25 protein-coding genes are annotated in these 26,009 nt (G+C 56.3%); 4 read left to right on the top strand and 21 right to left on the bottom strand.

Annotation, left to right across the window (positions count from 1 at the left end; translation table 11 throughout):
- Positions 1 to 53 precede the first annotated feature (53 nt).
- The 16 genes from IEX44_RS10735 to IEX44_RS10655 all read right to left on the bottom strand — a co-directional run bounded on the left by IEX44_RS10735 (position 54) and on the right by IEX44_RS10655 (position 15,762).
- The gene (locus tag IEX44_RS10735; RefSeq protein ID WP_188693086.1) at positions 54 to 1,841 is read right to left on the bottom strand and encodes an ABC transporter substrate-binding protein; all 1,788 of its coding nucleotides are present in this window, start codon (positions 1,839 to 1,841) and stop codon (positions 54 to 56) included.
- A 284-nt stretch (positions 1,842 to 2,125) separates the two neighbouring features.
- Positions 2,126 to 2,551, bottom strand: a complete 426-nt coding sequence (locus IEX44_RS10730; protein ID WP_188693083.1) for an ExbD/TolR family protein — start codon at positions 2,549 to 2,551, stop codon at positions 2,126 to 2,128.
- A gap of 96 nt (positions 2,552 to 2,647) precedes the next feature.
- Positions 2,648 to 3,088: an ExbD/TolR family protein gene (locus IEX44_RS10725; protein ID WP_188693080.1), complete on the bottom strand. Its 441-nt coding sequence runs from the start codon at positions 3,086 to 3,088 to the stop codon at positions 2,648 to 2,650.
- A 21-nt stretch (positions 3,089 to 3,109) separates the two neighbouring features.
- On the bottom strand, positions 3,110 to 3,850 hold the full coding sequence (locus IEX44_RS10720) for a MotA/TolQ/ExbB proton channel family protein (protein ID WP_188693077.1): 741 nt from the start codon (positions 3,848 to 3,850) through the stop codon (positions 3,110 to 3,112).
- A gap of 35 nt (positions 3,851 to 3,885) precedes the next feature.
- On the bottom strand, positions 3,886 to 4,551 hold the full coding sequence (locus IEX44_RS10715) for a hypothetical protein (RefSeq protein WP_188693076.1): 666 nt from the start codon (positions 4,549 to 4,551) through the stop codon (positions 3,886 to 3,888).
- A 179-nt stretch (positions 4,552 to 4,730) separates the two neighbouring features.
- Positions 4,731 to 7,385: a TonB-dependent receptor gene (locus IEX44_RS10710; RefSeq protein ID WP_229678979.1), complete on the bottom strand. Its 2,655-nt coding sequence runs from the start codon at positions 7,383 to 7,385 to the stop codon at positions 4,731 to 4,733.
- An 894-nt stretch (positions 7,386 to 8,279) separates the two neighbouring features.
- Positions 8,280 to 9,185, bottom strand: a complete 906-nt coding sequence (locus IEX44_RS10705) for an RluA family pseudouridine synthase (RefSeq protein WP_229678977.1) — start codon at positions 9,183 to 9,185, stop codon at positions 8,280 to 8,282.
- The gene (locus IEX44_RS10700; protein ID WP_188693070.1) at positions 9,182 to 9,412 is read right to left on the bottom strand and encodes a hypothetical protein; all 231 of its coding nucleotides are present in this window, start codon (positions 9,410 to 9,412) and stop codon (positions 9,182 to 9,184) included. Before IEX44_RS10700 ends, IEX44_RS10705 begins: the two co-directional genes overlap by 4 nt.
- A gap of 26 nt (positions 9,413 to 9,438) precedes the next feature.
- Positions 9,439 to 10,227 (bottom strand): flagellar biosynthetic protein FliR, encoded by a 789-nt coding sequence (gene fliR, locus IEX44_RS10695; protein WP_188693068.1) that lies wholly within the window; start codon positions 10,225 to 10,227, stop codon positions 9,439 to 9,441.
- Between the two features lie 9 nt (positions 10,228 to 10,236).
- Positions 10,237 to 10,506, bottom strand: a complete 270-nt coding sequence (gene fliQ / locus IEX44_RS10690) for a flagellar biosynthesis protein FliQ (protein WP_184102586.1) — start codon at positions 10,504 to 10,506, stop codon at positions 10,237 to 10,239.
- Positions 10,507 to 10,682: 176 nt separating this feature from the next.
- Positions 10,683 to 11,453: a flagellar type III secretion system pore protein FliP gene (fliP, locus tag IEX44_RS10685; RefSeq protein ID WP_188693065.1), complete on the bottom strand. Its 771-nt coding sequence runs from the start codon at positions 11,451 to 11,453 to the stop codon at positions 10,683 to 10,685.
- Complete coding sequence (gene fliO, locus IEX44_RS10680) at positions 11,450 to 11,860, bottom strand: flagellar biosynthetic protein FliO (RefSeq protein ID WP_188693987.1); 411 nt, start codon at positions 11,858 to 11,860, stop codon at positions 11,450 to 11,452. The genes fliP and fliO overlap by 4 nt, the downstream gene beginning before the upstream one ends.
- Positions 11,861 to 11,997: 137 nt before the next feature.
- Positions 11,998 to 12,426, bottom strand: a complete 429-nt coding sequence (fliN, locus tag IEX44_RS10675) for a flagellar motor switch protein FliN (RefSeq protein WP_188693062.1) — start codon at positions 12,424 to 12,426, stop codon at positions 11,998 to 12,000.
- Positions 12,419 to 13,435, bottom strand: coding sequence for a flagellar motor switch protein FliM (fliM, locus tag IEX44_RS10670; RefSeq protein WP_188693059.1), 1,017 nt, complete (start codon positions 13,433 to 13,435; stop codon positions 12,419 to 12,421). The genes fliN and fliM overlap by 8 nt, the downstream gene beginning before the upstream one ends.
- Before the next feature lie 73 nt (positions 13,436 to 13,508).
- A complete protein-coding gene (locus IEX44_RS10665; RefSeq protein WP_188693057.1) occupies positions 13,509 to 14,018 on the bottom strand; it encodes a flagellar basal body-associated FliL family protein in 510 nt (169 codons plus the stop codon).
- Positions 14,019 to 14,565: 547 nt separating this feature from the next.
- A complete protein-coding gene (locus tag IEX44_RS10655; RefSeq protein WP_188693052.1) occupies positions 14,566 to 15,762 on the bottom strand; it encodes a flagellar hook-length control protein FliK in 1,197 nt (398 codons plus the stop codon).
- Between the two features lie 134 nt (positions 15,763 to 15,896).
- Here IEX44_RS10655 and flhB point away from each other — a divergent pair, with 134 nt between their 5' ends.
- Both flhB and flhA read left to right on the top strand, forming a co-directional pair.
- Positions 15,897 to 17,060 carry a flagellar biosynthesis protein FlhB gene (gene flhB / locus IEX44_RS10650; protein ID WP_188693049.1) on the top strand — a complete coding sequence of 388 codons (1,164 nt, stop codon included), beginning with the start codon at positions 15,897 to 15,899 and terminating at the stop codon, positions 17,058 to 17,060.
- Positions 17,061 to 17,092: 32 nt separating this feature from the next.
- The gene (flhA, locus tag IEX44_RS10645) at positions 17,093 to 19,177 is read left to right on the top strand and encodes a flagellar biosynthesis protein FlhA (protein WP_188693046.1); all 2,085 of its coding nucleotides are present in this window, start codon (positions 17,093 to 17,095) and stop codon (positions 19,175 to 19,177) included.
- A gap of 84 nt (positions 19,178 to 19,261) precedes the next feature.
- Here flhA and IEX44_RS10640 read toward each other — a convergent pair whose 3' ends face one another.
- The 3 genes from IEX44_RS10640 to aroA all read right to left on the bottom strand — a co-directional run bounded on the left by IEX44_RS10640 (position 19,262) and on the right by aroA (position 23,480).
- Positions 19,262 to 19,915 carry an HAD family hydrolase gene (locus tag IEX44_RS10640; protein ID WP_188693042.1) on the bottom strand — a complete coding sequence of 218 codons (654 nt, stop codon included), beginning with the start codon at positions 19,913 to 19,915 and terminating at the stop codon, positions 19,262 to 19,264.
- A 111-nt stretch (positions 19,916 to 20,026) separates the two neighbouring features.
- Positions 20,027 to 21,916, bottom strand: a complete 1,890-nt coding sequence (gene htpG, locus IEX44_RS10635; RefSeq protein ID WP_188693039.1) for a molecular chaperone HtpG — start codon at positions 21,914 to 21,916, stop codon at positions 20,027 to 20,029.
- A gap of 262 nt (positions 21,917 to 22,178) precedes the next feature.
- Positions 22,179 to 23,480 (bottom strand): 3-phosphoshikimate 1-carboxyvinyltransferase, encoded by a 1,302-nt coding sequence (aroA, locus tag IEX44_RS10630; protein ID WP_188693034.1) that lies wholly within the window; start codon positions 23,478 to 23,480, stop codon positions 22,179 to 22,181.
- Positions 23,481 to 23,613: 133 nt separating this feature from the next.
- Here aroA and IEX44_RS10625 point away from each other — a divergent pair, with 133 nt between their 5' ends.
- On the top strand, positions 23,614 to 24,468 hold the full coding sequence (locus tag IEX44_RS10625) for a 23S rRNA (adenine(2030)-N(6))-methyltransferase RlmJ (RefSeq protein WP_188693031.1): 855 nt from the start codon (positions 23,614 to 23,616) through the stop codon (positions 24,466 to 24,468).
- A 12-nt stretch (positions 24,469 to 24,480) separates the two neighbouring features.
- Here the strand turns inward: IEX44_RS10625 and IEX44_RS10620 are convergent, their stop codons facing one another.
- Both IEX44_RS10620 and IEX44_RS10615 read right to left on the bottom strand, forming a co-directional pair.
- Positions 24,481 to 24,909, bottom strand: coding sequence for a carboxymuconolactone decarboxylase family protein (locus IEX44_RS10620; RefSeq protein ID WP_188693028.1), 429 nt, complete (start codon positions 24,907 to 24,909; stop codon positions 24,481 to 24,483).
- Entirely contained in the window at positions 24,860 to 25,303 is a 444-nt protein-coding gene (locus IEX44_RS10615) for a MerR family transcriptional regulator (protein WP_188693025.1), read from the bottom strand. Before IEX44_RS10615 ends, IEX44_RS10620 begins: the two co-directional genes overlap by 50 nt.
- A 348-nt stretch (positions 25,304 to 25,651) precedes the next feature.
- On the opposite strand from IEX44_RS10615, the gene infA reads away from it, so the two are divergent.
- On the top strand, positions 25,652 to 25,930 hold the full coding sequence (gene infA / locus IEX44_RS10610) for a translation initiation factor IF-1 (protein WP_184102568.1): 279 nt from the start codon (positions 25,652 to 25,654) through the stop codon (positions 25,928 to 25,930).
- Positions 25,931 to 26,009: the final 79 nt, after the last annotated feature.

The following is a 26,009-nucleotide window of genomic DNA, read 5'->3' as shown; positions in this document are numbered from 1 at the left end:
TGCCTGACCTTTTAATGGCCCGGCGCAGGCGCGCGAAGATCATAAACAGGCTCTTACTTCTGGATATCCATGAAACGCCAGGACACCTGGAAGATGGGGTGAACCTCATCGCCCAGCACGCGGGGTTGCATCATGCGGTTACGGAAGCGGGTTTCACCCGGCAGCCACGGGGTTTCTTCCATCATCACCTTGTTCATTTCGTCATACAGGTGATTGCGTTCCGGGCTGTCTTGCAGTTTTTGCGATTCCAGATACAGCTTGTCGTAGCGCGGCGAGTTGTAACACGCGGTGTTTTCTGCGCCGATGTTCTTGCTGTAGTTCAGCATCACAAAGTTTTCGCCATCCGGGTAGTCGGCAATCCAGGCCGCACCGACCATGCCATAAGTGCAAGAGCGCATGGCCTTGAGCAGATCGTTGAAGGTCACCGGGCGGAACGTTACGCGGATGTGGATGGAATCCAGCGCCTCTTGCCAGTATTCATTCCATTGGCGGCCCACGGCCGACGCATCACCCAGGAAATCAATGGAAATGGGCTTGCCATCCGGCGTAGTGCGGTAACCATCCGGACCGATTTTGTAGCCAAACTGATCGAGTAAGGCGTTGGCGAGCGGACGGTTGTATTCGTATTGATAACGGAAATTGGGGTTGTGCCCGACAACGCCTTCCGGAATGGTGTATTCCATGCGCACCGCGTTATTGCGGCGGATATCGCGAATGGTCTGATCGGTATCGAACGACATGGCAATGGCACGGCGCAGCGCAATCTTCTCTTTGCTAAAGCCCCCCAGCACCGGGTCTTGCATGTTGAAGTCCCAGTAAGTCATTTCCGGATCAAGCACCCGGCTGATCTTCAGGCCAGCCTTGCGATATTCAGCTTTGAGCGCGGCGCGACGCGGGTTCTTCGGGTCCATGTTCAGCACGCCGCGCAAGAGCGGCTGCGGAATCGAATACAACTCATCGAGTTGGCCACTCTTGAACGCCAGCCACATCGGTTGTTCTTCGGTGAAGATCGACACTTCAATCTTGCCGATTTGCGGCATGGTCTTGCCGTTCATTTCACGCGCCACCTGCTCACCCGCCTTGTCGCCGGGCGTCGGGTGGAAGTCAAATACGACATGACGGAAATTCGGGTTGTACACCAGCGTGGTTTTTACCCCGGGTTTCCATTCCTTGAGGATGTACGGACCAGTGCCAACCGGGTGGGCCAGCGAGTTCTGGCCGTAGGCTTCCATGACTTCCCGCGCGACTGGCGAGGTATGCGGCATGGCCAGCACGTAGGGCAACGCCGGGTAAAGCTGCTTGAGTTTCAGCTGGAGGGTGTAGCGGTCAAGGGCTTTGATGCCTTCGCAGGGGGCGTCGTAATCAAACTTGCTGTTTTTGGCTTTCTCGGCCAGTTCGTCGACACCGACAAAATGGCCCAGTACCAGATAGTTGGAAGGTGAACCGGTGGCTGGGTCGGCAATGCGCTTCAGTGCATAGACCTGATCCGCAGCGGTCAGCTCGCGCTTTTTGCCCTTGAACACAGGGTCATCGGCAAAGTAAATGCCTTTTTGCAAGTGAATGGTGTAGGTGAGGCCGTCAGCACTGACTTCAGGCATGCTTTTGGCTACAAGGGGAATCAGCTTGGCCGGGCGTGCGACATAGTCGTAGGTCAGCAATGGCTCAAAAATGTTTTCCATCACGCCGTGCGAGTAGATGTCCGACGTCTTGGCCGGGTCATACCCGGTTTCCGGCGCGTTGAACGAGCTATGCAGCACTTTGTCCGGGTCCGGCGCCGCCAGCGCAGTGGTCGCGCACGCAGCCGTCAGCATGGCCATCAGGGCCAGCGCTCTCAGTCTCATCTTTCCCCCTTCCCTCTCAAGCCGTTACGGGGATCGCCCGTAAACAGAACTGCCCGTTCGCCACCGCCAGCCAGAAGCTCCCTTTCTGATCAGGCCGTCTTGGTTATATGTAGTCAAAGCTACATCGAACGTCAGTGGTGCAGGTCTTTTATCACCTGCAAACCCAGTCTTTTGCCCAAAGAAAATGCCTGAGGGTTTAACCCCCAGGCATCTGAATTCGCGCATGCTGACCGGCACCCAGCCTGTTCTGTTCCGGCTTTGCCACCAGCATGCGGCATGCTCTGTTACTGCAGGAACTGCTCACCACCCACAATGCCGATCTTCTTCACGCCAATGCGTTGGGATTCGGCCAGGACTTCTGCCACCGGTGCGTAAGACGCGTCTTTGTCCGGACGGATATGAAATTCTGGTTGCGGGTCTGTTTTGGCAACGGTGCCCAGACGGGCTTCCAGATCAGCCCGACCGTTCACGAGCTCACCATTCCAGTGGATCTCGTTGTTCGGCAGGATATCCAGTTGCACCACAATCGGTTTCTGATTGTTCTGCGGCTGGTTGTTGTTGGTCGGCATATCCAGCTTTACAGCGTGCGTCTGGATAGGAATGGTGATGATCAGCATGATCAGGAGCACCAACATCACGTCGATCAACGGCGTGGTGTTGATTTCCATCATCAGATCGTCATCACCCGACGAGCCTACATTCATGGCCATGGTGGTTCTCCATGGGGCAGTTGTTTAACAACCGCCCTTGATAATTCGTTCTGCGACTGACAAAACACACGATGGTGTTTTGCCAGTCAATGCTGCTTACTGACCGCCCGGCTGTGGCTCGGTAATGAAGGCGATCTTCACGATACCGGCACGCTGCACGGCCAGCACGATGCGGCCCAGCGGGCCATACCGCGCGGTGATGTCACCACGAATGTGCACTTCGGGCTGCGGATCTTTGGTCGCGGCCTTTTCCAGACGAGCCAGCAATTCAGCATCGCTGATCGGTTGCTGGTTCCAGTAAGTGACATTCTTGGCGTCAACGGCAAGAACGATGTTTTCAGGTTTGGTCTGCGTCGGGATGTTGGTTTCCGTCGGCAGCTTCACGTTCACGGTCTGGGTCACCACCGGGATGGTGATCAGGAAGATGATCAGCAACACCAGCATCACGTCGACGAGCGGCGTAGTGTTGATGGCGGACATCACCTGATCTTCTTCACCGGAGGCGCCACCGTGACTGGGTCTGCGATAACGCGCCATGATGTGTTTTACCTTGCCTGATTACTTGGCCGGGGAAGCGAGCAGACCGGCGTGCAGACGGCCAGCAACCACGCGAACCATATCCAGCACCAGCTTGTTACGACGAACCAGCCAGTTGTAACCCAGCACAGCCGGAACAGCGACAGCCAGACCGATCGCGGTCATGATCAGCGCTTCACCCACCGGGCCTGCAACCTTGTCGATAGACGCTTGACCAGCGATACCGATGGCGGTCAGCGCGTGGTAGATACCCCAAACGGTACCGAACAGACCCACGAACGGGGCGGTAGAACCGATGGTGGCAACAACCGACAGGCCCGATTGCATGTGGTGACCAGCGGAATCCACAGCGTCAGAAATCGCCATGGCAACCCAGGTGTTCAGATCAACACGTTGAGCCAGTTCGCCCTTGTGTTCCTTGGCGGCTTCGATACCGGCAACGGCTACGGCTGTGAACAGCACGTCGTCGTTTTCGGCCACGGCCTTTTGTTGCAGCTCAACACCATTGGATTCCAGCAGGGTGCGACCGTGCTTCAGAAGACGGCGTTGTTCCAGCAGCTTGACGATGCCGACATACCAGGTGGAGGCGGACATGATCAAGAGAATGATCAGCACGGTACGGGCAACGACGTCACCCTGGTTCCACAGTGCGTCGATACCGTACGGGTTGGAACCCTCAGCGGCGAAAGCCGAAGCGGACACAGCCATCAGGCCGGCCACAGCAGCGAAAGATTTGATGAAAGTAGAGAATTGCTTAGTCATGATCTTGACCCTTCTTTAAACGTCGATCCCTGCGATCAGGAATCAGAATCCAACTTGAAACCGATCTGCTGCTTGAGTTGCAGGTTCGGGCTGCATGTATAGGATTGCAGTGCATTAGTGACTGCAGTCCGGAAATATTTCTGGTAGGTGGCCGGAATTCCCCTGAAAGAGAAATTCGGGGCGCCACTCAACTTGCCATCGGCACCCGTCGAGAACGTGACATCGACATCGCCACCGATGCCTTCGTCCATGGCTTTGCCAGGATATTCAGGCTTTTCGATATGCGAGCAGTTGCCCTTGACCGAAACCGGGCCACTCGGGGCCGGTGCGGGTGCAGGCGCGGGGGCCGGAGCCGGCGCTTGCGGGGCCGGGTCAGACGTCGTCGCTGCAATGGCAGTCGGCGCAGGCGCAGGGTTCGGATGCTCAACCGGCGGCACATAAGCCTTGGGTTGCGGCACCGGCGGTGCAGCCTTGGGGATGACCTTCTCTACTTTGGGAGGGGGCGGCGGGGGTGGAGGCGGCGGCGGCTCGCTGATGATCGAGACTTCCACCTTTTGCTGGATCTTCTTGACCGCGTCTTGTGCCAGACCGGAAATCAGTGCGTAGATCAGCAGCACGTGAAAAACCACCACGCCTATCAGACCTGTTGCACGACGGCCACCGGCACGGCCTTGGCCATATCCGTATGCTGTGTTAGCCATTGTTCGGCTCAACCTTCAATTCACCTGGACTCTGCCGCCTTCACCTGCGACGACTTCATCCAGAAGTTCAACTTGCCACAACCATCAACTCACCCTCACGGGCTTGGTTGAAACTTGCTGCCAAATTGGCCTGGCCCCTGCCCTTTTGATCAAGGGCAGAGGCCAGAGCCACCCGCGAATTACATCTTGTAGGATGCTTGCAGGTAGTAAGCACGGCCGACAGAGTCGGTTACGCGCGGGTCATAGCCTTGCTGGAAGGCATAAACCTGGTTGGAGTACGGGGGAGCCTTGTCAAACAGGTTCTTGATACCCGCAGTGATGGTCAGATCCTTCTGGTACACGTAGGTACCGGAGAGGTTCCACAGAATGTACGAAGCAACGTGGTTATCCGAACCCGGGAATTCATCCTGGTTGTTCTGGTCCTTGTAACCCGTTTGATAGGTCGAACCCAGAATACCGCTCCAGTTGCCCTTGACCCAGTTCAGGTTCAGGTTCTGCTTGTAGCGGAAGATCGGTGCGTTGTTGTACTGAGCAAAGTTACCGACACCGTGGAAGTACTGGCCGCCTTCTTCGAACTGGTAGTCGAACTTGGTCAGGTAAGTACCGTTGTAGGTGACGGTGAAGTTACCGATTGCAGTCTTCGGCAGGCTCCACGCAGCGGACAGGTCAATACCAGAGGTATTGGTGTCGCCCAGGTTTTGCGTCGGATCCAGCACGTACAGCAGCACCCCATTGGAGTCACGCACAAAACGGTCTGCGTACTTCTCCGGATTACCGAAGATCGCTTCTTCGTTCATCGGGGAGATGGTGTGGCTGATGTCAGTCCACCAGAAGTCCACCGTTGCAGTCAGCGACTTGATCGGTTCCAGAATCACGCCAAACGAGGCGGACGTGGATTTTTCCGGTTGCAGATTGGTGTTGCCGGAGGTTTGCAGCTGCATTTGCTGACCGCAATCACGACCCTTCACACCACCGGCTGCGCTGTTGACAGTGCCACCCGGGCACAGCAACGGATCGTTGTACGGGTTGGCCGTAAACGAAGTCGAAGCCGGCTGGTACTTGTCGTACAAGGACGGTGCGCGGAAGCCGGTAGAACCGGAAGCACGGAATGCCACTTCCTTGATCGGCTGATACTTCAGGCTAACCATCGGGCTGAAGCTGTTGCCAACGTCGGCGTAGTAGTCATCACGCAGAGCGATGTCCACATCCAGGTTCTTGATGATCGGGAATTGCGCTTCAGCGGACAATGCGTAAACGTTGCGGGAACCGGAGGTATCCACAGCGTATTGCAGACCGGTACTCATGGCTTGAGTAGCCAGATCGGTGAAGTGCGATTGCAGGCTTTCGTGACGTGCTTCAGCACCAAACGACACGGCAACTGCGCCGGCCGGCAATTGGTAAACTTCCTTGCTTGCATGGAAGTCAGCCATGGTGACCGAGTACTTGTCCTGCTCTTCCTTGCCGTTCACTTGAACGCTATCCCAGCCAGCGGTGGAATCAGAGAACGGGTTAACCGTACCTGCATCCAGGGCAGGCTGCAGCAGGCTCTCGCCAACGTAACCGCCAGTCAGGTAATGGCGAACGCTGTTTTGCGAATAGCCAAGACCAGACTTGTAATCCCACGAACCGAGTTGACCTTCGGCAGTAGCCAGCACGCGCTGGGTGGTCGAAACGTATTCATCGATACGCGGACCCAGTTGTGTGGAACGGCCGTACAGCGTCACTGGCTGCTGGTTGACGTTGTTGTAGACGTCGCCAGTATCCGGATCCACTTCAGTGGCCGGGATATTGGTCGGGTAATTCGGGTTGCCCGGGCTGATCGTGAAGGTATTCGAAGCGCTACCCGGGATCAGCGGAGACGGAGCCACCTTGGTCTTGGTGGTGGTTTGCGTGCCGACATACTGCAGCGCGAACAGATTGTCACCAGCTTGCTTGGAGGCTTTTACAGTCGCGGAGTATTGCTCGGTTTCCGGCTGGATACCGTAGTACAGCGGGGTTTGCTCACGGCAAATACCACTGCCGGAATCGTAAACCAGAACCGGAGGGTTACAAGTTGTACCCAGCGGGTTGTAGAAACCAATACCTGCATCAGCGTAGTTCGCCGGGCCCGTGTAGGCGCTCACGCCATTCGGGTTCAAACGATCCGTCGCGAAGCTACGATCAGTTGTCTTGATTTCGCTGCTCTTTTGCGCAGAGAACGAACCGTAGATGTTGAAGCCGTCGTCAGCCAGGCTACCCTTGCCGCCCGTTACGCTGACTTCCTTGGTGATACCACCCGGGTGTTGCGGGTCCAGGTATTTCACTTCAAGGGTTGCGCCCTGGATCGACTTCTTGGTGATGAAGTTGATCACACCAGCTTCCGCATCGGAACCGTACACAGCGGACACGCCAGCCGGCAACACATCGATACGCTCGATGGTGGCCATCGGGATGGCGTTCAGGTCAACAGCGGTACCAAACGAAGCCTGGCTGGCCAGACGGCGACCGTCCAGCAATACCAGCGTGCGTTGGTAGCCCAGACCGCGCAGGTCAGCAAACGAGGCACCTGCGTTATCAGTACCTACAGCGCTGGAGCTGGTAATGGACGAGGTGTTTGCTGCAATGGTCGCCACGGCCTGTTCAACCGTCACGATACCTTGCTTCACCAGATCATCAGCCTTGATCACGGTAACGGAAGTACCGCCTTGCTGGCCAATGCGCTTGATGTTGGAACCAGTCACTTCAACGCGTTCGATTTGACTGGAGTTGTCTGCATCATCTGCGAAGGCAGATGCTGCATACGTAGCACCAATCAATGCCAGTGCCACTACGAGAGTTTTTCTTTTATGAAGCACAACTGCCTCCCAGGGTTGGTAAGTGGAAGCCCACATCCTTACAGTACGGCCAAGGGGTGCGCTGTTGGCGACCCTCTCCGGCCATCGTTGTCCGTCGGCCGTGTAAGTGAGCGGATAATCGCAGAAGTGACATTCCCTCAACAAAAAAAAGAGACTTCCTCCTAGTTTTTGTTGTCAAAAATACACAGTAAACAGGATACAAAGCGATAAACACGTGCTTTCAAATGCAATCAATCATCCTCAATATCATTTAAAATCATCAACTTAAATCATATCAACGACCTAACACCGATACTATTGTCGTATCATGACAACAGTCAACGCTTGCGTAGTGGCCTTGAACCCACCTGTATCCCCCTCCAGACAGCCTCACCAAACCCCTCGAAAAGTGAATATAAGTATTGCCAAATATTCCATCTGGAACTATTTATTATTTATTTAAAACAATATATAAGAAAGTTAAATGTAATCTTTAATTGAAACAAACGTTTAGAATCGTCATTGACGCACAAAATTGGTGCATCATAGTTCAATGACATAAGCCGATGCACCAGCCAGAGTCATTTCGGGTTTTGGTCACAGCGGCTGGCGTCAGGAAGAAATCAATCGTCAAACAAGGCCCCGCCCAAAACACCATAAAAAAGTATTCGGGATTTCCCGAACATGTATAGGCAAGTTCCGTTTCGCCCTCAAAAAAGGACAAGTTTATTGTCCTATAGGCGCATCAAAACGCAGGATGAACGGCGTCGTTGATCCTCAATGACAGATAAATATCTGGAAAACAGGGGGCGCGAGGAAAAGAGGCGGTCGAAACAGGTCCGGAGTGCTCCAGACCCATTACGCAAAGAGACAAACCCGGTGGGTGCGTTTCACCCGAGCCGCGCAGCGGGCCGACTAGGCTGGCCAGTCAAGCGAACGCGTGCTCTCGAACAGACGTTCTTCACCAGTGACAGGATCGATAAACCGGAGCGAACGGGCCAGAAGCTGCAACGGCCGACTAAAGTCGTCAGGCGCATCCGGCTGGACCTCTGGATACCACGGGTCATTGCAGATAGGCACACCCAAAGCAGACATATGCGCCCGAAGCTGGTGTTTCTTGCCGGTACGCGGTTCAAGCCGATACCAGCCCAGCTGTCCGTTTTCCTGCAACAGCGAAATACGCGTTTCGGCGTTGGGTTCACCCTTCACTTCTTGCGAGGTAAAAAAGTGACTCCCTTGCTCCAGGCGGCTGCGATAAACCAGCGGTAATGCCAGCGCAGGGTTCAGTGGCGCGATGGCTTCGTAGACTTTGCCAACCAGGCGTGACTCAAACAAGGATTGATACAGCCCGCGGCTGGGCGGATGCAGACAAAACATGACAAGACCCGCCGTTTCACGGTCCAGCCTGTGTACGGGGGTGAGTTCCGGCAAATCAAGCGACTGCCGCAAACGGTTAAGCAAGGTTTCACGCAGGCGGCGGCCCGAAGGAACGGTCGCCAGAAAGTGGGGTTTGTCTGCAACGAGAATATGTTCATCACGGTAAATAACCGTTGCCTCAAACGGCACCGGTTCTTCATCCGGGACTTCACGGAAATACCACAGTCGCTCCCCGGGTCGGTAAGCATCCGTACCACGCACGGGCAAGCCGGCGTTATCCATGATTTCGCCCGCGGCCAGGCGGGCCTCGATCCCACCCGCTGGCAAGTGCGGAAACCGCTGCAGCAAGAAAGAAAGCAAGTCGGGCCAACCGCCCTGCTCGGGCAAGATGACAAAACTGGGAGCCACGCCGTCACGCCAGGCAATAGCAGGTTTCTGGCTCACGGCGTATTTTGTCCTTCGTTGCGGTCCACTGCGGTCTGTTCGCCCTCTCGCGCTCGTTCTGCTTGTCGCTCTGCGCTCTTGATCTGCCCTGCCCGCTTGAGCCACAAGATCAACCAGGTCGGCAAAATGCCCAGCACAACAATAAAGAACCCACCGAGCGCCAGACTGCCAGAGGCAATGGCCATCATTCCAATGACGTAGAGATAGCCGATCAACAAGATATACATATCTATATATATAAGCGGCGAATAACCTACTGCGGCGCCAGTGCCTGCATCAGGCCGTTCACGAAGCGTGTGAACTCATTAATCATGCCATTCACAAACTGGGGCAGATACGGCAGCACCATATACAACGCGGCAGCGCCAATCGCCAGCATGATAGGAAAGCCGATTGCAAATACATTCAGTTGGGGCGCTGCGCGGGTCATCACGCCTACCGACAGGTTGGTAATCAACAGTGCCCCCACCACCGGCATGGCAAGACGCAAGCCGGTGTTGAACAGCATGCTGCCATGTTCGGCGATCATCCTGAATGCGCCGCTGGCCAGCGGGGCATCCGTCGGTGGTAGCTGCGCAAAGCTTTCGATCAGTGCGCGCAATACGATCAGATGGCCATTCATGGCCAGGAACAGTAGCAGCGTCGCAGCACTCAGAAACTGCGCTACCAACGGCACGTTGGATGCGCTTTGCGGGTCGTAGAAGGAAGCAAAACCCAGCCCCATCTGCAAACCGGCAATGTTACCTGCCATTTCAACTGCACTGAAAATCAGCTGCATGCACATGCCAATCATCCAGCCAATCAATAACTGGTTAATCCCGATCATGATGCCTTGCGCCGACATCACCGGGACATCTGGCATGGCCGGCAGGATGGGTGCGATCAGCAACGTAAGCAGCAGCGCCAGGGAAACACGTATCGTATTGCTGATTGCAGAGTTCGAGAAAAACGGATCGGCCATGAAAACGCCGAAAATGCGCAAAAACGGCCACAGCAACAGTGCCAGCCAGCCGTTGATTTGCGCGTCAGTAACCGTAAACATGCGGTGCGTTTACCCGATCAGCGTGGGAATGCTCTGGAACAGGCGCGTGGTGTAATCAGTAATGATGCCAATCATCCACGGGCCCGCAAGAACAAAGACCAGAAATGCGACCAGCAGCTTGGGGATGAACGACAGTGTGGCTTCGTTGATCTGCGTGGCAGCCTGAAACACCGACACAATCAAACCTGCAGCCAGCACAGACAGCAAAATTGGACCAGCCAGCAGCACCAGCACTTCCATGGCGCGCTGGATCAAGGTGATGACGGTTTCTGGGGTCATGGGCTTGCTGCCTGTGAGAAGTAAGAAGCCAGGTGTGAAGGGGGAAGGCCCCATGGCTGGTTTTGCCAGCAGCTCACGCCTGTTTCGCAATTATATAAATACATGGCCACAGATGTCCGCCGCCAGGACGGACTGCACGGGGGCACGGCTTGCACCTCGCCCCGCTTCCACTGGCTTCACCCTGTATAAAAGCTCTGGACCAAAGAGCCCATCAACAACGTCCATCCGTCGACCAACACAAACAACATCAGTTTGAACGGCAATGCAATGGTCACCGGCGAGACCATCATCATCCCCATGGCCATCAAGATACTGGCAACGACCAGATCAATAATCAGAAACGGAATGAACACCATGAAACCAATCTGGAATGCAGTTTTGAGTTCACTGGTTACAAACGCCGGCACCAGCACGCGCAGGCTCACGTCTTCCGGGCCGTTGGGCTTTTGCGCACCGGAGACCTCAATAAAGAAGGCCAGATCGCGTTGTCGCGTCTGCTTCATCATGAAGTCTTTCAATGGCACCGCCGCTTTGTCCATGGCGTCATTGAAGGTCATTTTTTGCTGCGAGTACGGTACGTACGCCTGGCTATAGATTTTGTCGAATACCGGCGACATCACAAAGAAAGTCAAAAACAGCGACAAACCGATGATGACCTGATTGGGTGGCGTTTGCAGCGTACCCAGCGCCTGGCGCAACAAAGACAACACGATGACGATGCGCGTGAACGCCGTCATCATCAACAATACGGCCGGCAGGAAAGTCAGCGCCGTCAGGAACAGCAGCGTCTGGATAGGCAATGAGTACGCGGTGCCGCCATTGCCTGGGGTGGCCGTCATGAACGGAATGCCCGCAGCGTCTGCTGCGTGAGCAGCCAGCGGTACACCCGCCAGCACCAGGAACGTCAGCGCACCAGCCAGACGGCGTAGGGAAAACCAGGATTTCATGCTTGGGGCCTTTTGCCAGCCAGAATCTGTGCCAGTTTCGAGGCAAACTGGGGCGGCATGGGCGGCGGCGGCGCATCTGCCGGCCTGGGTTGCGTATGGAGCAGGTTCACGTTTTGTGGCGTCACCCCCACCACCAGCCAGGTGTCGTCCAGTTCAACAATGACCACACGTTCCTTGGGGCCAACCATGGTGCCGGAAACCACACGCAGACGATTGCCCGCAGCCATGCCAGGCAGCAAGGAAAACCGTCGCATCAACATGGCGGAAACGAAGATCAGACCGAGCACAAACACCAGCGCAATGACGACCTGGGCCAACTGCGCGAACGAGCCGGATGAGGTGGCGGCGGGAACCACTGCCGATTGCGGGGATGACGCAGCCGCCAGTGCGGATGCAGCAAGATTCATGAGCAACGCGCCCAAGGCAAAACGTCTGGACCACATGGAAGAAATACACCCGGGCACGTCTGCCCCATCTGGACTGGTTAGTGTGATGAACAAGACGCGGGCAGTGTCATCACCGCCCGCCGGCCATTGCTGGCTGTTTACTTGTGCAGCCGGCGAATCCGCTCTGCGGGAGTAATGATGTCGGTCAGGCGGATACCGAACTTGTCGTTCACGACCACGACTTCACCCTGAGCGATCAGGCAGCCGTTGACAAGCACATCCATGGGCTCGCCCGCCAGACCATCCAGTTCCACCACAGAACCTTGCGCCAGTTGCAGCAAGCTGCGAATGGCAATCTTGGTCCGCCCCAGCTCCACGGTCAAGGCGACCGGGATATCCAGGATCATGTCGATGTTATTGGGGGCACCGGGTGATACAGTCTGCGGCGCATCAAAGCGCTCGAACATGTCGGCAGCGCTTTTTACATCGGCCTGCGTGTCAGCCGCTTTGCTATCGGCCTCGGCCTGTTCGGCCATGGCGGCCGCCCAGTCATCCAGCGCTTCTTCCGGGGCGCTATCCTCAGCCATTGGTTTCTCCCTGGTCTAGCTCGCCGCCGGTTTTAAGTGCGTCGGCGTTACTGAGTATTTTGTTGACTTTGAGTGCGTATTGGCCGTTGAGAATACCATAGTTGCATTCCAGCAACGGCACCCCATCCACGTCGGCCACAATCGCTTGCGGGATCTCCAGCGAGATCACATCGCCCGACTTGAGGTTCAGAATGTCACCCAGCGTGACCTGGGTATTGCCCAGCGTGGCCACAAGATCCACCTCCGCGTTTTGCACCTGTTTTTGCAACAGTTTCAACCAGCGATTGTCCGCCTCGATCCGGTCTGCCTGCATGGAGCTGTACAACAGATCACGGATAGGCTCGATCATGGAATATGGCAAGCAGACGTGGAAATCACCGCCACCTGCACCCAGTTCGATCTTGAATGTGTATGCCACTACCACTTCGGTCGGCGTTGCGATATTGGCAAATTGCGTGTTCATTTCTGAGCGCACATAACCAAATTCGCACTCGAACACGGGTTTCCAGGCCTTCTGATATTCCTCGAACACCACTTCCAGCAGGCGCTGGATAATACGTTGTTCAGTTGGCGTGAAATCACGGCCTTCCACACGAACGTGGTAACGGCCATCCGAACCAAACAGGTTATCGACCACCAGGAACACGAAATCCGGATCAAAGATAAAGAGCCCGGTACCACGCAGGGGCTTCATCTGGATCAAGTTCAGGTTAGTCGGGACAACCAGGTTGCGGATGAACTCGCTGTACTTCTGGACACGCACCGGTCCAACGCTGATTTCCGCGTTGCGGCGCATGAAATTAAAGAGGGCAATCCGCAGGTTACGGGCAAAACGCTCGTTAATGATTTCCAGCGTGGGCATACGCCCGCGCACGATACGTTCCTGGCGACCAATATCGTAGGCGCGCACCGATCCCGCGTCGGGGCCCTCCTCTTCGGAGTCCTCCTCGCCGGTCACACCGCGCAGTAGCGCGTCGACCTCTTCCTGGGAAAGGATATCGTCTGCCATTGATTCTTTCTGTCTACCGTCTACCCGTGGCGGAGTTGATGCCGCCGCTACTGCGTCTGGTCAAGCCTCTGGATTACTGCACAATGAAGGTCGTGAAATTCACCGACAGTACACCCTCGTCATCGGACGTTACGCCAAGAACTTTATTGATGGCTGCACGAATCTCGCCGCCCAGTTTGTCCGTACTGTTGGGTGCGCGCATGTAATCAGGTGTTTTGCTGCGCAGCAGTTTGTTCACTTCGTTCTGCACTTTGGGCAGCATGTTTTTGAGCGTTTCCTCGGTTTCAGCGTCGGCCACTTCCACCGTGATATCCGTCTGCAGCATCGTTTCCTGATCCGGCGAGTTCAGGTTCACCGTGAACTGGGACAGCTTTTCAAAGATCGGCGGATGATCTTCTTTCTTTTTCTTTTTCTTGGTCTGGTGCGCCGGCGCTTCTTGCGCATCACCGCCACTGTCGTCACTGCTGTTGTGCAACAGCAGGAAACCCACCGCGCCACCGGCAATGATCAGGACCAATACCACGCCCAGAATAATGAACAACAACAACTTGGATTTCTTTTTGGGCGCAGCGTCTTCAGCCATGGTCTTCCTCAGTGTCTGATGCAGTTTACAGCGGGGCCATTCATGCCGGGCAGCGTCTGCCCAGCATGGCATATCCAGTCATGGCAGGCGTTTTGCAACGGCCGCATCATGTCTCATTTATGCATTATTACGTGGGATTCTTACAGAATCCAGGGTTAATCCATGCATTTGACATCCGCAGCCGGGCTTTTGATCCGCCGCCGGATGCGGCTGGCAATGTACACGCGTGCCTTGGTTTACAAGCAAACAGCGACAATATCCCAGCCTGCGCGGGTTATACCCATTATCGCAGCGGAATACAAGCTTAAGCTTACGCGATTGCGCGATGATGATGGCAAACGCGTTGATGCGTGTTGCTTTCAGCATGATGGCTGGTCAGCGCCCCCGCTTCTGCCATTCCTGACAGCTCTACCGTATGCCGGATACGACAAAGCCACCGGCTTGGCCCCCTCACACCCACAGAGGAAAGCGCCGATGGCAATGTCTACTGCAATAACGCCCTCACCGTCGTGAAGACGCCATGTCATTCATCATGATAATCGCTGGATCACGCCCAGAGATTGAGTCCGGATCGTGCAACCGGAATGCGCATGGTAGTCGACACCTGAGTCACCGCCGTGGTGCCGTTCTCTCCGTCGCCAGACCAGGTATTGCTGCGCCCCTGATTACCGCCAAACTGGCGTTGGGCCTGTTGTTGCTGGGCTTGCTGATTCAACGAGTCCGATGCAACCTGGACATTGGACAAAGTAATACCCTGGTCCGCCAGGAGTGCAGACAGCCGCGGTGTTGCGGCAGCCAACGCTTCACGCACATTGGCGTGTTGCGACGTAAAGATGACACTGGCCTGGTCCTGCGACATCGACAAGCGCACTTCCATCGGGCCCAGATGCGGTGGATTCAACTGCATATCCAGCTGCTGCTCTTGCTTACCGACCATCATCGAGACACGCTGGGCGATCGCTTCACTCCATTTGTTGTCGGTGACCGGTACATCAATCTGGTGGCTCGGCACAGCCTGTTTGCTGGCGTCGGTCTGGGTAGCGCTTTGCGAGCTATGCTGCTGCGTCGCGGTCAACTGGGCGAGCGCAGTCGCATCGGCATTCTTGTTGTCGTCGCTGTGGTTGTCACTGATGGCGTTTTGCAGAAGCGGCAAGAAATTGCCGTCGTCAGCGGCAATATCCGCCGTGTCTTTGCCATTTTTGCCAGCGTTGGCTTGCAGCCCTTGCAGGATGGATTGCGTATCTGCAGCGGTCTGCGTGGCGTCTGATGTGTCACTCTGGTGAGCCGACAACCAATCATTGAGTGAAGACAACGCAGAACTGGCGCTCTGGTCGCTCTGGCTGCTGGTATCGGTCGGCAACGTGGTTTGGGTCTGGGCTTGCTGGCCCAGCAAGCCCTGGAGCATGGCCAACCATGCGGCCGTCCCGCTATCAGGCTCGGTCGCTTGTTTGTCTTGTGCCGCTGCGGCGCGGGCCGCGGCTTTGCTGGCGGCGGTCGCGCTGTCGGTGCTGTTGTCAGAATCCTGGCTGCTGCTTTTTTGTGTCTGGTCCTTCGCCTGCTGGTTCGGATCCTGATTCTGATTGCTCTTTTGAGCGGACTGGCTGTTGCTGGTATTGCCCGCAGACTGTCGTGCGTCGGCCAGTGTCGCACCAAAGTCGACACCACTGCCATTATTGTTTTGCTGTGATGTGCCGGACTTGCTATTGGCAGACATCTGGAACGGATTAATGGCGCTGGCTGGCATGATGCAGTCTCTGGTTCTGAAGCAATTGAAATACAGTCTGAGACTATAAAAGCAAAAGCAATGCCAGCCTCGTCAGCGGCACTGTTAAACTCTCTCACCGGAGCATCTCATCACGCATTACAGCGTGGACAGCCATGGCAGAAGATTCAGATCTCGAAAAAACAGAACCAGCCACGTCAAAACGACTGGAAGAAGCCCGACGACGCGGCCAGGTGCCGCGTTCGCAAGAGTTGGGCTCGTTTGCCATCATGATGACCGGTCTGTTATCGATCGTGTCCCTGGGGCCGGCGCTGGCACAGGTTCTGGAAGTGATTTTCAGAAATGCATTGACCTTCGATCACGCGACCATACAAGACTCGTCCAGGCTGTTTTCTACCCTGACAGACGCCATTCACAGCGCACTATTCGCCGCGCTACCCATCGCGGCCGCCTGCGCTGTAGCTGGTTTGCTCAGCCCCATGGTGCTGGGCGGATGGCTGTTCACCACGGAAACCCTTGCCCCCAATTTCGGACGCCTGAACCCGGCATCTGGCGTGGGACGGCTGTTCTCCGTCCGCGCGCTGGTCGACATGACCAAAACCATTCTCAAATCCGGATTGATTGGCGGGGTGGCTTGCGTGGTGCTCTGGCGCGAACGTGGCGACATGGTGCAACTGGCCATCATGCCCGAACGGGTCAGTTACGTGTACTTGTGGGAAATGACCCGCTACACACTTTTGCTGGTGATCGGCGGCATGGGGTTTATTGCCGCTATTGATGTGCCCTACCAGCTATGGGACTTCTACAAGAACCTGCGCATGACCAAGGAAGAGGTCAAGCAGGAGATGAAAGAATCTGAAGGCGATCCGCATGTGAAGGGCCGTATCCGGCAACTGCAACGTGAAGCCGCCCGACGCCGCATGATGTCGCGCATCCCCAAGGCCGACGTGGTCGTCACCAACCCGACCCACTATGCTGTGGCGCTGCAGTACAACGAACGCATGCGGGCGCCGCAGGTCATCGCCAAGGGCGCGTACCTGCTGGCTGAGCGCATTATTGATATCGCCAAAGACAACAAAGTAACTGTGGTGCGTACGCCACCTTTTGCCCGTGCGCTCTACCACCACACGGAATTGGATCAGGAGATCCCGGCCGCGCTGTATACTGCGGCTGCCGAGGTACTGGCTTATATCTACCAGTTGAAAAACTGGCAAAGCCACGGCGGCAGCCGGCCCACTCTGAATGACAAGCTGCCAGTACCTACTGAGCTGGACCCTGAACACAACGCAAGTCCGAACGAAGACGGAAACAGCCCCTGAAATGAAATACCTGGCCAAAGCCACCCGTTACCATGTGGCGTAAATTCAATCTGAACCTGCTGGCGGTGCCGGTCCTTGTCCTGATGATTCTGGGCATGATGATCCTGCCACTGCCGCCGCTGGTGCTGGACTTCTTCTTCACGTTCAATATCGCCATGTCCATCGTCGTGCTGATGGTGGGCCTGTACACGCGCGAACCCCTGGAATTCTCGGCTTTCCCGACCGTGCTGCTGTTTACCACGCTACTGCGTCTGGCGTTGAACGTTGCATCGACCAAGCTTGTACTCACCCAGGGTCACACGGGTGCAGATGCTGCCGGTAAGGTCATTGAAGCGTTTGGTCACGTCCTGATTGGTGACAACCTCACGGTTGGTATCGTGGCCTTCGTGATCCTGACCATCATCAACTTTGTGGTGATTACCAAAGGTGCAGGCCGGATTGCTGAAGTGAGCGCGCGCTTCACCCTGGATGCGATGCCCGGCAAACAGATGGCCATTGATGCGGACTTGAACGCAGGTCTGATTGGTGAAGATGAAGCACGTCGTCGCCGTCGTACCATTGCCGACGAAGCCGACTTCTTCGGCTCTATGGATGGTGCGTCCAAGTTCGTTCGCGGCGATGCCGTGGCCGGTATCCTGATCATGGTCATCAATATTGTGGGCGGCCTGATTGTGGGGATGGTCCAGCACGATATGGCCTTTTCTGACGCGGGCCGTACCTACACATTGCTGACCATTGGTGATGGTCTGGTCGCACAGATTCCGTCGCTGATTATTTCGATGGCCGCCGGTATCGTCGTCTCCCGCGTGGGGACAGACTCTGACCTCTCCCAGCAGTTGCTGGGTCAGTTGTTCTCCCGCCCGCAGGTCATGTACATCACCGCCGGGGTTCTGGGACTGATGGGCATCGTCCCTGGCATGCCCCACGTCGCCTTTCTGACGCTGGCGGCATTATTGGCAGGTATTGCGTATTCGCTGGAAAACCGCACCAAAAAGACCGCCCAAGCGGAAAAGGCTGCGGAAATTGCGCGGGCCAATGCTGCCGCCGCCCCCGCTGGCCCTGCGGCAGAACAGCCGCTGCAGGAAGTCAGTTGGGCCGACGTGCAGCCCGTTGATCCGATCGGGCTGGAAGTGGGCTACCGGCTTATTCCACTGGTCGATCGTAATCAGGATGGCGAACTCTTGCGGCGAATTCGAGGCATCCGCAAGAAGATTGCGCAGGATCTGGGTTTCCTCGTCCCCGCCGTGCATATCCGCGATAACCTGGAACTCAAACCCAATCAGTACCGCATCCAGCTCAAGGGTGTGGATGTCGGCGCAGGTGAAGCGTTTGTAGGTCAGTGGCTGGCGATCAACCCCGGTAGCGCCAGCGGGCAACTGGCGGGCACGCCCACCAAAGACCCCACTTTTGGTCTGCCTGCCGTCTGGATTGAATCCACTTTGCGTGATCCGGCACAAGCCATGGGTTACACCGTGGTCGATGCCTCAACCGTGGTCGGCACGCATATCTCCAACGTACTGCAAAGTCATGCAGCTGAATTGCTGGGCCGCGAAGAAGTACAACAGCTGGTCGACCATTTCGCCAAAGAGGCGCCCAAGCTGGTGGAAGACCTGGTACCCAAGCTCGTCCCGGTGGGCACGGTACAAAAGGTACTGCAGAACCTGCTGGACGAAGGCATGCATATTCGTGACCTGCGCACGATTCTGGAAACATTGGGCGAACACATCAACCGCACCCAGGACATCGACGATCTGACTGCCGCCGTGCGTGTGGCCTTGGGTCGAGCCATCATTCACCAGTTGTTCCCGGGCGAGAACGAACTGCCGGTCATCACGCTGGAACCGCATCTGGAAAACATTCTTCTTAATGCGGCAACCGGCAAATCACAAGGCGGGCTGGAGCCCGGCCTTGCGGAGCGCTTGCTCAAACAAGCCTCTAACGTGACCGAAGAACTGGAAGCACAAGGCTTCAACCCGGTACTGATCACGCCGGGCAATTTGCGCCCGATGCTAAGCCGCTTCTTGCGCCGTTCCATTCCCAATCTGCGCGTGATTGCCCACAACGAGATTCCGGATACCAAGTCGATCCGCATTGTCGGTGTGCTCGGCGGCGCTTGATCGCCCAGGCGTTGCGCAACAAAAAAGGCCGGCGTGCAGTGCATCCGGCCTTTTTTGTTCTGTGAGTCGGCGACAAGAGCGCCTTTAAACCTGGGTTTCAGCCTCACGAACAGCGGCCAGCAACTGCGCGGGCTGATCGAACAGATAACGTGGTTTTTGTGCTGCCAGTTCATCCAGCGATCCATAACCCCAGAGCACGCCCGCCGAGGCCAGCCCGTTACGGTGCGCCGCGATCAGATCCACACCTCTATCCCCCACCATCAAGGTGTTGGCTGGAATTTTATTGGCAGCGCGTAGAGCGGCGATCTGTTGCCATTTGTGGATACCAATATCGCCACCATCGACAAAGCGGAAGTAATCACTGAGACCAAAGTGCACCAGGATTTTCTCAGCAAAATCTGCCCGTTTGGAGGTGCACACCGCCATTGGAATACCCGCCGCCGCCAGACCATCAAGCATGCCCGGCACACCACCATACAGTTGGTTTTCAAGATGCCCGTAAATGGCATAGCGCTCACGATAGCGCTCAATCAGCGCCGCGATATGTTCCGGGTCCTTGCTACCCGTTTCTTTGCCAAAATTGATGTCGATAGGCGGCCCGACGTAGCGCGACAATTCCGCCTTGCTGCGCGCCGGATAACCAAAATGTACCAGTGCGTGGTTCATGCAATTGGCAATACCTTCGAGTGGGTCACTCAATGTGCCATCAAGGTCAAACAGAATGAAATCAGGTCGCATGGCGGGCTCTTTACGGTCAGGAACCCAAATTATCAGGAATATCCGATTTGTTGCACCATGAAAAAAGGCACGTTGTAGCGTGCCTTTTTTACCTACCAATATGACAACCGCTTAAAGCGCGGCCATCAACCCGTTCAGGCGCTTCACAAATGCCGCCGGGTCTTCCAGTTGCGCACCTTCAGCCAGCACGGCCTGGTCATACAAAAGATGCGTCCAGTCGTCAAAACGCTCGCCATCAAGCTGCGCTTTGAGTTTCTTGACCAGAACATGTTCAGGATTCACCTCCAGAATCGGGCGTGTTGCCTTCACATCCTGGCCAGCGGACTTCAATAGACGTTCCAGGTTGGCGCTCATGTCCATGTTCTCAACCACAAGGCACGCCGGGCTGTCGGTCAGGCGGTGCGTCACGCGCACGTCTTTCACCTTGTCACCCAGTGACGACTTGACCTTCTCGATCACGTCTTTGAATTCTTCAGCAGCAGCTTCTTGTTGCTGCTTTTCGGCCTCATCTTCAAACGCAGTCAGATCCAGCTCACCCTTGGCCACGGATTGCAGTTGCTTGCCTTCGAACTCGGTCAGGCTGGACACAAACCATTCATCGACGCGATCGGACAACAACAGGACTTCGATACCCTTCTTGCGGAAGATTTCCAGATGCGGGCTATGCTGCGCGCCAGCAAAGGTATCGGCTGTGATGTAGAAGATCTTGTCCTGACCTTCCTTCATGCGGCCGATGTAATCTGCCAGCGAGACGGTTTGTTCCGGCGTATCGGCCTGCGTCGAAGCAAAACGCAGCAATTTGGCGATGCGTTCCTTGTTGGCGAAATCCTCGCCTGCGCCTTCTTTCAAGACCTTGCCGAACTCGGTCCAGAACGTCTTGTAGTCTTCCGGCTTGTTCTCGGCCAGATCTTCCAGTACGCCCAGCACCTTCTTCACACAACCGGATTTGATGGTCTCGACTTCGCGGCTCGCCTGCAAAATTTCGCGCGAGACATTCAGCGGCAGATCGGCCGAATCGATCACCCCTCGCACAAAGCGCAGGTATTGCGGCATCAGTTTTTCGGCGTCTTCCATGATGAACACGCGCTTCACGTACAGCTTTACGCCATGGCGGCGATCACGTTCATACAGATCAAACGGCGCACGCTTGGGGATGTACAAGAGTTCGGTAAATTCCTGGCGGCCTTCGATGCGGGCGTGGCTCCAGGCCAGCGGCTCGTCGAAGTCGTGCGACACATGCTTGTAGAACTCTTTGTACTGTTCTTCGGTGATCTCTGATTTGTTGCGTGTCCACAAGGCATTGGCCTGGTTAACGGCTTCTTCGCCTTCGGCCGGTACGATGTTGCCATCGTTGTCGTAACCGGGCTGTTTGGCCATCAGGATCGGCAGGCTGATGTGGTCAGAGTATTTGCGGATGATGCTGCGCAGGCGCCAGTCATCCAGAAACTCGTCTTCACCCTCTTTCAGGTGCAGCACGATCTCGGTACCGCGAGATGCTTTGCTGACGTCTTCCAGCGTGAAATCACCCTCACCACCGGACTCCCAACGCACCGCCTGATCAGCCGCAACACCAGCGCGGCGAGTGGTCAGCGTGACCTTGTCCGCCACGATAAAGGCCGAGTAGAAACCCACGCCAAACTGCCCGATCAGGTGGCTGTCTTTGGCTGCATCGCCAGACAGTTTGCTGAAGAATTCTTTCGTGCCGGAACGGGCAATGGTACCGATGTTGGCAATGACTTCATCACGCGTCATGCCAATGCCGTTGTCGGAGAGAGTGACCGTGCGGGCGTCCTTGTCGAACGACAACCGGATATTCAGATCGCCATCGCCCTCATACAGATCACCATGATTGATGGCTTCAAAGCGCAGCTTGTCGCAAGCGTCTGAGGCGTTGGAAATCAACTCGCGCAGGAAAATCTCTTTGTTGGAATACAGCGAGTGAATCATCAACTGCAAGAGTTGTTTGACTTCGGCCTGAAAGCCCAGCGTTTCTTTACTCATGGGTCAAAAGCTCCGGATTGCGGTCTTGTGTACTTGATTTGGGAACTGCATTGCCGAGTACGGCGGATGGGCGTTGAGATGGGGGCGGGGAAAACCGCTTTCAAGGCGTGGGTATTTGGAATTGCCGCACAGCAGAGGAATGGTGACACGGTTTGGGTTCGGTTCCCTGCCAACCTGGTTCGTCACCCGTTTCGATGCGTTTTCGCTGAGGACCGGCAAGGGCCATCCACGGTGGCCCTTGTCGTAACCAGGCTGAAAAGCCTTAACGGCTAATCCCAGCCAGTACCTCAAAGTAAGTCGGGAACGTCTTGGCGGTACATTTCGGATCGTTAATCCGCACCGGCACGCCGCCCAGCGCCACCAGCGAGAAACACATCGCCATGCGGTGATCATCATAGGTATCAATCGCTGCGTGCGGGATCAGGTCTGCCGGCGGAGTGACGCGGATGTAATCCTGGCCCTCTTCCACTGCTGCGCCTACCTTGCGCAATTCAGTGGCCATGGCCGCAAGGCGATCGGTTTCCTTCACGCGCCAGCTTTCGATATTGCGGATGGTGGTAGTGCCTTCGGCAAACAGCGCCGCGACGGCGATGGTCATGGCTGCATCGGGGATGTGGTTCAGGTCGACATCCAGAGCTTTGAGTTTGCCCGTGGCTGGCGGAGCGGCCTCGATATGGTTGGGAGCCCAGGTAATCTGCGCGCCCATTTGCTCCAGCACTTCAGCAAAGCGCTTATCGCCCTGGATGCTCTCGCTACCCACACCCTCCACGCGGACAATGCCGCCGCCAATGGCGCCTGCTGCCAGAAAGTAAGATGCGCTGGAGGCGTCGCCTTCCACATGCACAACACCCGGGCTTTGGTAAATCTGGCCACCGCGGATGACGAACTCGTTCCAGCCATTGCGTTCTACCTTCACGCCAAAGCGGGCCATCAGGTTGAGCGTGATTTCGATGTAGGGTTTGGAAATGAGTTCACCGACGACTTCAATCGTCACGTCTTCGCCCGTCAGCGGCAAAGCCATCAACAGCGCAGTCAAAAACTGGCTGGAGACATTACCCTTGACCGGAACGCGGCGGCCGGCGCTGATACTGGCCGGGCGCAGTTGCAGCGGCGGGAAGCCTTCATTGCCCAGATATTCAATATCGGCGCCCACCACGCGCAACGCATCGACCAGATCGCCGATCGGACGCTCGTGCATGCGCGGCACGCCATGTAATTTGTATGTGCCACCCGCCAGCGCGAGTGCCGCGGTCAGCGGGCGGAATGCTGTACCGGCGTTGCCCAGGAAGAGGTCTGCCTCTTTCACCGGAAACTGGCCACCCACGCCCTCGACCACAAAATCACGTGTGCCTGCCGTTTGAGACCATTTCACGCCCAGGCTGGTCATGGCTTCGAGCATGCGTTCAATGTCATCACTGGCCAGCAGGCCTTTGACCTCGGTCTTGCCGCTGGCCAGGGCGGCCAGCAACAAAATGCGGTTGGAAATGCTTTTGGAACCGGGCAGCGCCACGGTGCCATTGACGCGGGAAATCGGGGCGAGGTCAAGGTATTCGGCAGAGGTCATGGTCTGGCAGCACGCAACGATAGATTCGGGAAAACCCCCATCATAACAGCCCCGGCGCCTCATCGTGGCGTGTTGGCGCGATTGCACGCCGACGATCCGCTACAATGACGCATTGTCTTTAGCAGCGCCTGCCATGCTCAGTTACCGCCACGCCTTTCACGCCGGCAATCACGCCGATGTACTCAAACATACAGTTCAGATTGCGCTCCTGCGCTATCTGAACCAGAAAGACAAACCGTATACCTACGTCGATACCCATGCCGGCGCCGGTGTGTATTCACTGGTCGAAGGTTACGCCACCAAAAATGCCGAGTTCACTGGGGGCATTGCGCGTTTGTGGCATGACACGGACCTGCCCGAGGCGCTGGCCGATTACGTCGATGTCATCCACCAGTTCAACCCGGATGGCGAGTTGCGCTATTACCCAGGCTCCCCCGCTTGCGCCCTGCAAGTCATGCGTGAGCAAGACAAGGCCCGGTTGTTTGAACTGCATTCGAGCGATAGCAAGCTGCTGATCGACAACATGGAGCATTACGGCCGTCAGGCACAGGTGGATGTCGGTGATGGCTTTGGCGGCATCAAGGCCGTGTTGCCGCCACCGTCACGCCGCGGGCTGGTGCTGATCGACCCGCCCTATGAAGACAAAGGGGACTACCAGCGGGTGATCGATGCCCTGGGTGAAGGCCTCAAGCGCTTTGCCACCGGCACCTACGCCATCTGGTATCCGCAATTGCAGCGCGAAGAAGCCCGGACACTGCCAGCCAGGCTGAAGATGTTGCCGGCCAAATCATGGCTGCACGTGGCGTTATCGGTGCAAACGCCTTCACCAGATGGTTTTGGCATGTACGGCAGCGGCATGTTTATCCTCAACCCGCCGTGGACGCTGCACGACACACTCAAACCCGTGATGCCATTGCTGGCAAAAAAACTGGCACAGGATGCCGGCGCACGTTACGTGCTGGATTTCCACGAAAACGCGGCCGGCTGATCACAAGCCGGCTTATTTGCCGTCAATATTCCGGGCATCAAACACTTCCTGCGCCGCAAACAAACCATTGAGTGCGGCGGGGAAGCCCGCATAAACCGACATCATCATCAAGACTTCCAGTACTTCATCCTGCGTCACACCCACGTTCAGCGCAGCGTTGATATGTACTTTGAGTTGTGGCGCGGCATTACCCAATGCGGCCAGCGCGGCCACGACGGCGATTTCACGCTCCCGCAGACCCAGGCCGGGGCGGCTGTAAATATCGCCAAAACCATATTCGACCAGGTAACGGGCGAAATCTGGCGCGATGGCCCCCACACGGGCGACCACGGCTTCACCTGCATCGCCATCAATACGGTTCAGTTGCGCCAGGCCACGTACAAAGCGGCTGTCATCGGTGAGTTGCGGGTGTTGTGAGTGGTTCTGGTTGGCGTACGTCATGGCTGGAGTCCTCGCAAGATGATGGGTTGCGGGATACCTGTTCATCGTAAATGGCAATCTTCTGGCGCAAATAGGTGGCGGTTTGTGCCAGTTCTTGCATTTGTGCCTCGACCGCCTGCAAGTGCGCTTGCAAAAGATCGCGCCGGGCGATGAGTGTGGTATCCCCTGCGCTGCGCATCTGTGCGTAAACCTGCATCTGCCGGATGGGCATGCCGGTGTTACGCAAGCGCAGCAGGAACGCCACCCATTGCAGATCGGCCGGGCCATACCGACGCTGTCCACCTGGTGCGCGATGCACCGGCGCAATCAGCCCGATCCGCTCGTAATAACGCAGTGTATGAGCCGACAAGCCCGTGTGTTGCGCCATGTCTTCGATCTGCATGAAGGGTTCCATGTGAGTCATCCTGCAAGTTAGAGTGCGCTCCAGGTCAAGCATTTTAACCCGCCGCTCATCGCCGCTTTCTTTTAACATGCATGCTGCATACTGCGTTTGCACCTGCCAGTTTTTTATTTACCGTCAACCGGTTGGGAGCAACGCAGCAAAAAGGCGTATAATTATCAAGGTTTAATGTCGGCTTTCGACATCAATCCTTTTTTGCCGCTCGTATGACCCCAGTGTTCTGGACCGTTCCGGGTGGCCTTTAAAGCAGCAAACCCGAGCAAAACCGGCGTATGCGTACCCGTCTGGCCAAGGCTGGTGTAGCGCGTTCCGGTTTTTTGTATAGCCCTGACTGGAGCAACAATGGCTAAAGAAGATTTGATTGAAATGGAAGGTACTGTCGCAGAAGTATTTCCGGAATCGCGTTTCAAAGTGGTTCTGACCAATGGTGTTGAAGTGATTGCCTACGCATCGGGCAAGATGCAGAAAAACCGTATCCGCGTTCTGGAAGGTGATCGCGTGACGGTTGAAATGTCGCCTTACGATCTGACCAAAGGCCGCGTGAGCTTCCGTCACAAGGACGAGCGTGCGCCCGGCCCGACCGGTGGCCAGGGGAACCGTCCGCAGTTCCGCCGCCGCTAAGCAGACTTTAAAGCCGGCTGGTGTCTGCTCCCGCCGGTCTCTACGTATCAGGTCGTCTCACTGACCTGATATAGAGCTC

Source organism: Silvimonas amylolytica (assembly GCF_014645555.1).
GTDB classification, from domain to species: Bacteria; Pseudomonadota; Gammaproteobacteria; order Burkholderiales; family Chitinibacteraceae; genus Silvimonas; species Silvimonas amylolytica.
The sequence above is the reverse complement of the archived record's forward strand: the minus strand, read 5'-3'. Positions and strand labels throughout refer to the sequence as shown.

Coding starts and splice junctions, on each gene's coding strand:
- IEX44_RS10730 (WP_188693083.1), bottom strand. CDS start 2,551: ATGGCCATGAATGTAGGCTCGTCGGGTGATGACGATCTGATGATGGAA.
- infA (WP_184102568.1), top strand. CDS start 25,652: ATGGCTAAAGAAGATTTGATTGAAATGGAAGGTACTGTCGCAGAAGTA.
- fliR (WP_188693068.1), bottom strand. CDS start 10,227: ATGTTTACGGTTACTGACGCGCAAATCAACGGCTGGCTGGCACTGTTG.
- IEX44_RS10620 (WP_188693028.1), bottom strand. CDS start 24,909: ATGACGTACGCCAACCAGAACCACTCACAACACCCGCAACTCACCGAT.
- IEX44_RS10720 (WP_188693077.1), bottom strand. CDS start 3,850: ATGACTAAGCAATTCTCTACTTTCATCAAATCTTTCGCTGCTGTGGCC.
- IEX44_RS10665 (WP_188693057.1), bottom strand. CDS start 14,018: ATGGCTGAAGACGCTGCGCCCAAAAAGAAATCCAAGTTGTTGTTGTTC.
- IEX44_RS10640 (WP_188693042.1), bottom strand. CDS start 19,915: ATGCGACCTGATTTCATTCTGTTTGACCTTGATGGCACATTGAGTGAC.
- fliQ (WP_184102586.1), bottom strand. CDS start 10,506: ATGACCCCAGAAACCGTCATCACCTTGATCCAGCGCGCCATGGAAGTG.
- fliM (WP_188693059.1), bottom strand. CDS start 13,435: ATGGCAGACGATATCCTTTCCCAGGAAGAGGTCGACGCGCTACTGCGC.
- IEX44_RS10700 (WP_188693070.1), bottom strand. CDS start 9,412: ATGTATATCTTGTTGATCGGCTATCTCTACGTCATTGGAATGATGGCC.
- htpG (WP_188693039.1), bottom strand. CDS start 21,916: ATGAGTAAAGAAACGCTGGGCTTTCAGGCCGAAGTCAAACAACTCTTG.
- aroA (WP_188693034.1), bottom strand. CDS start 23,480: ATGACCTCTGCCGAATACCTTGACCTCGCCCCGATTTCCCGCGTCAAT.
- flhB (WP_188693049.1), top strand. CDS start 15,897: ATGGCAGAAGATTCAGATCTCGAAAAAACAGAACCAGCCACGTCAAAA.
- IEX44_RS10625 (WP_188693031.1), top strand. CDS start 23,614: ATGCTCAGTTACCGCCACGCCTTTCACGCCGGCAATCACGCCGATGTA.
- fliN (WP_188693062.1), bottom strand. CDS start 12,426: ATGGCTGAGGATAGCGCCCCGGAAGAAGCGCTGGATGACTGGGCGGCC.
- flhA (WP_188693046.1), top strand. CDS start 17,093: ATGTGGCGTAAATTCAATCTGAACCTGCTGGCGGTGCCGGTCCTTGTC.
- IEX44_RS10735 (WP_188693086.1), bottom strand. CDS start 1,841: ATGAGACTGAGAGCGCTGGCCCTGATGGCCATGCTGACGGCTGCGTGC.
- IEX44_RS10615 (WP_188693025.1), bottom strand. CDS start 25,303: ATGGAACCCTTCATGCAGATCGAAGACATGGCGCAACACACGGGCTTG.
- IEX44_RS10715 (WP_188693076.1), bottom strand. CDS start 4,551: ATGGCTAACACAGCATACGGATATGGCCAAGGCCGTGCCGGTGGCCGT.
- IEX44_RS10725 (WP_188693080.1), bottom strand. CDS start 3,088: ATGGCGCGTTATCGCAGACCCAGTCACGGTGGCGCCTCCGGTGAAGAA.
- fliP (WP_188693065.1), bottom strand. CDS start 11,453: ATGAAATCCTGGTTTTCCCTACGCCGTCTGGCTGGTGCGCTGACGTTC.
- fliO (WP_188693987.1), bottom strand. CDS start 11,860: ATGAATCTTGCTGCATCCGCACTGGCGGCTGCGTCATCCCCGCAATCG.
- IEX44_RS10655 (WP_188693052.1), bottom strand. CDS start 15,762: ATGCCAGCCAGCGCCATTAATCCGTTCCAGATGTCTGCCAATAGCAAG.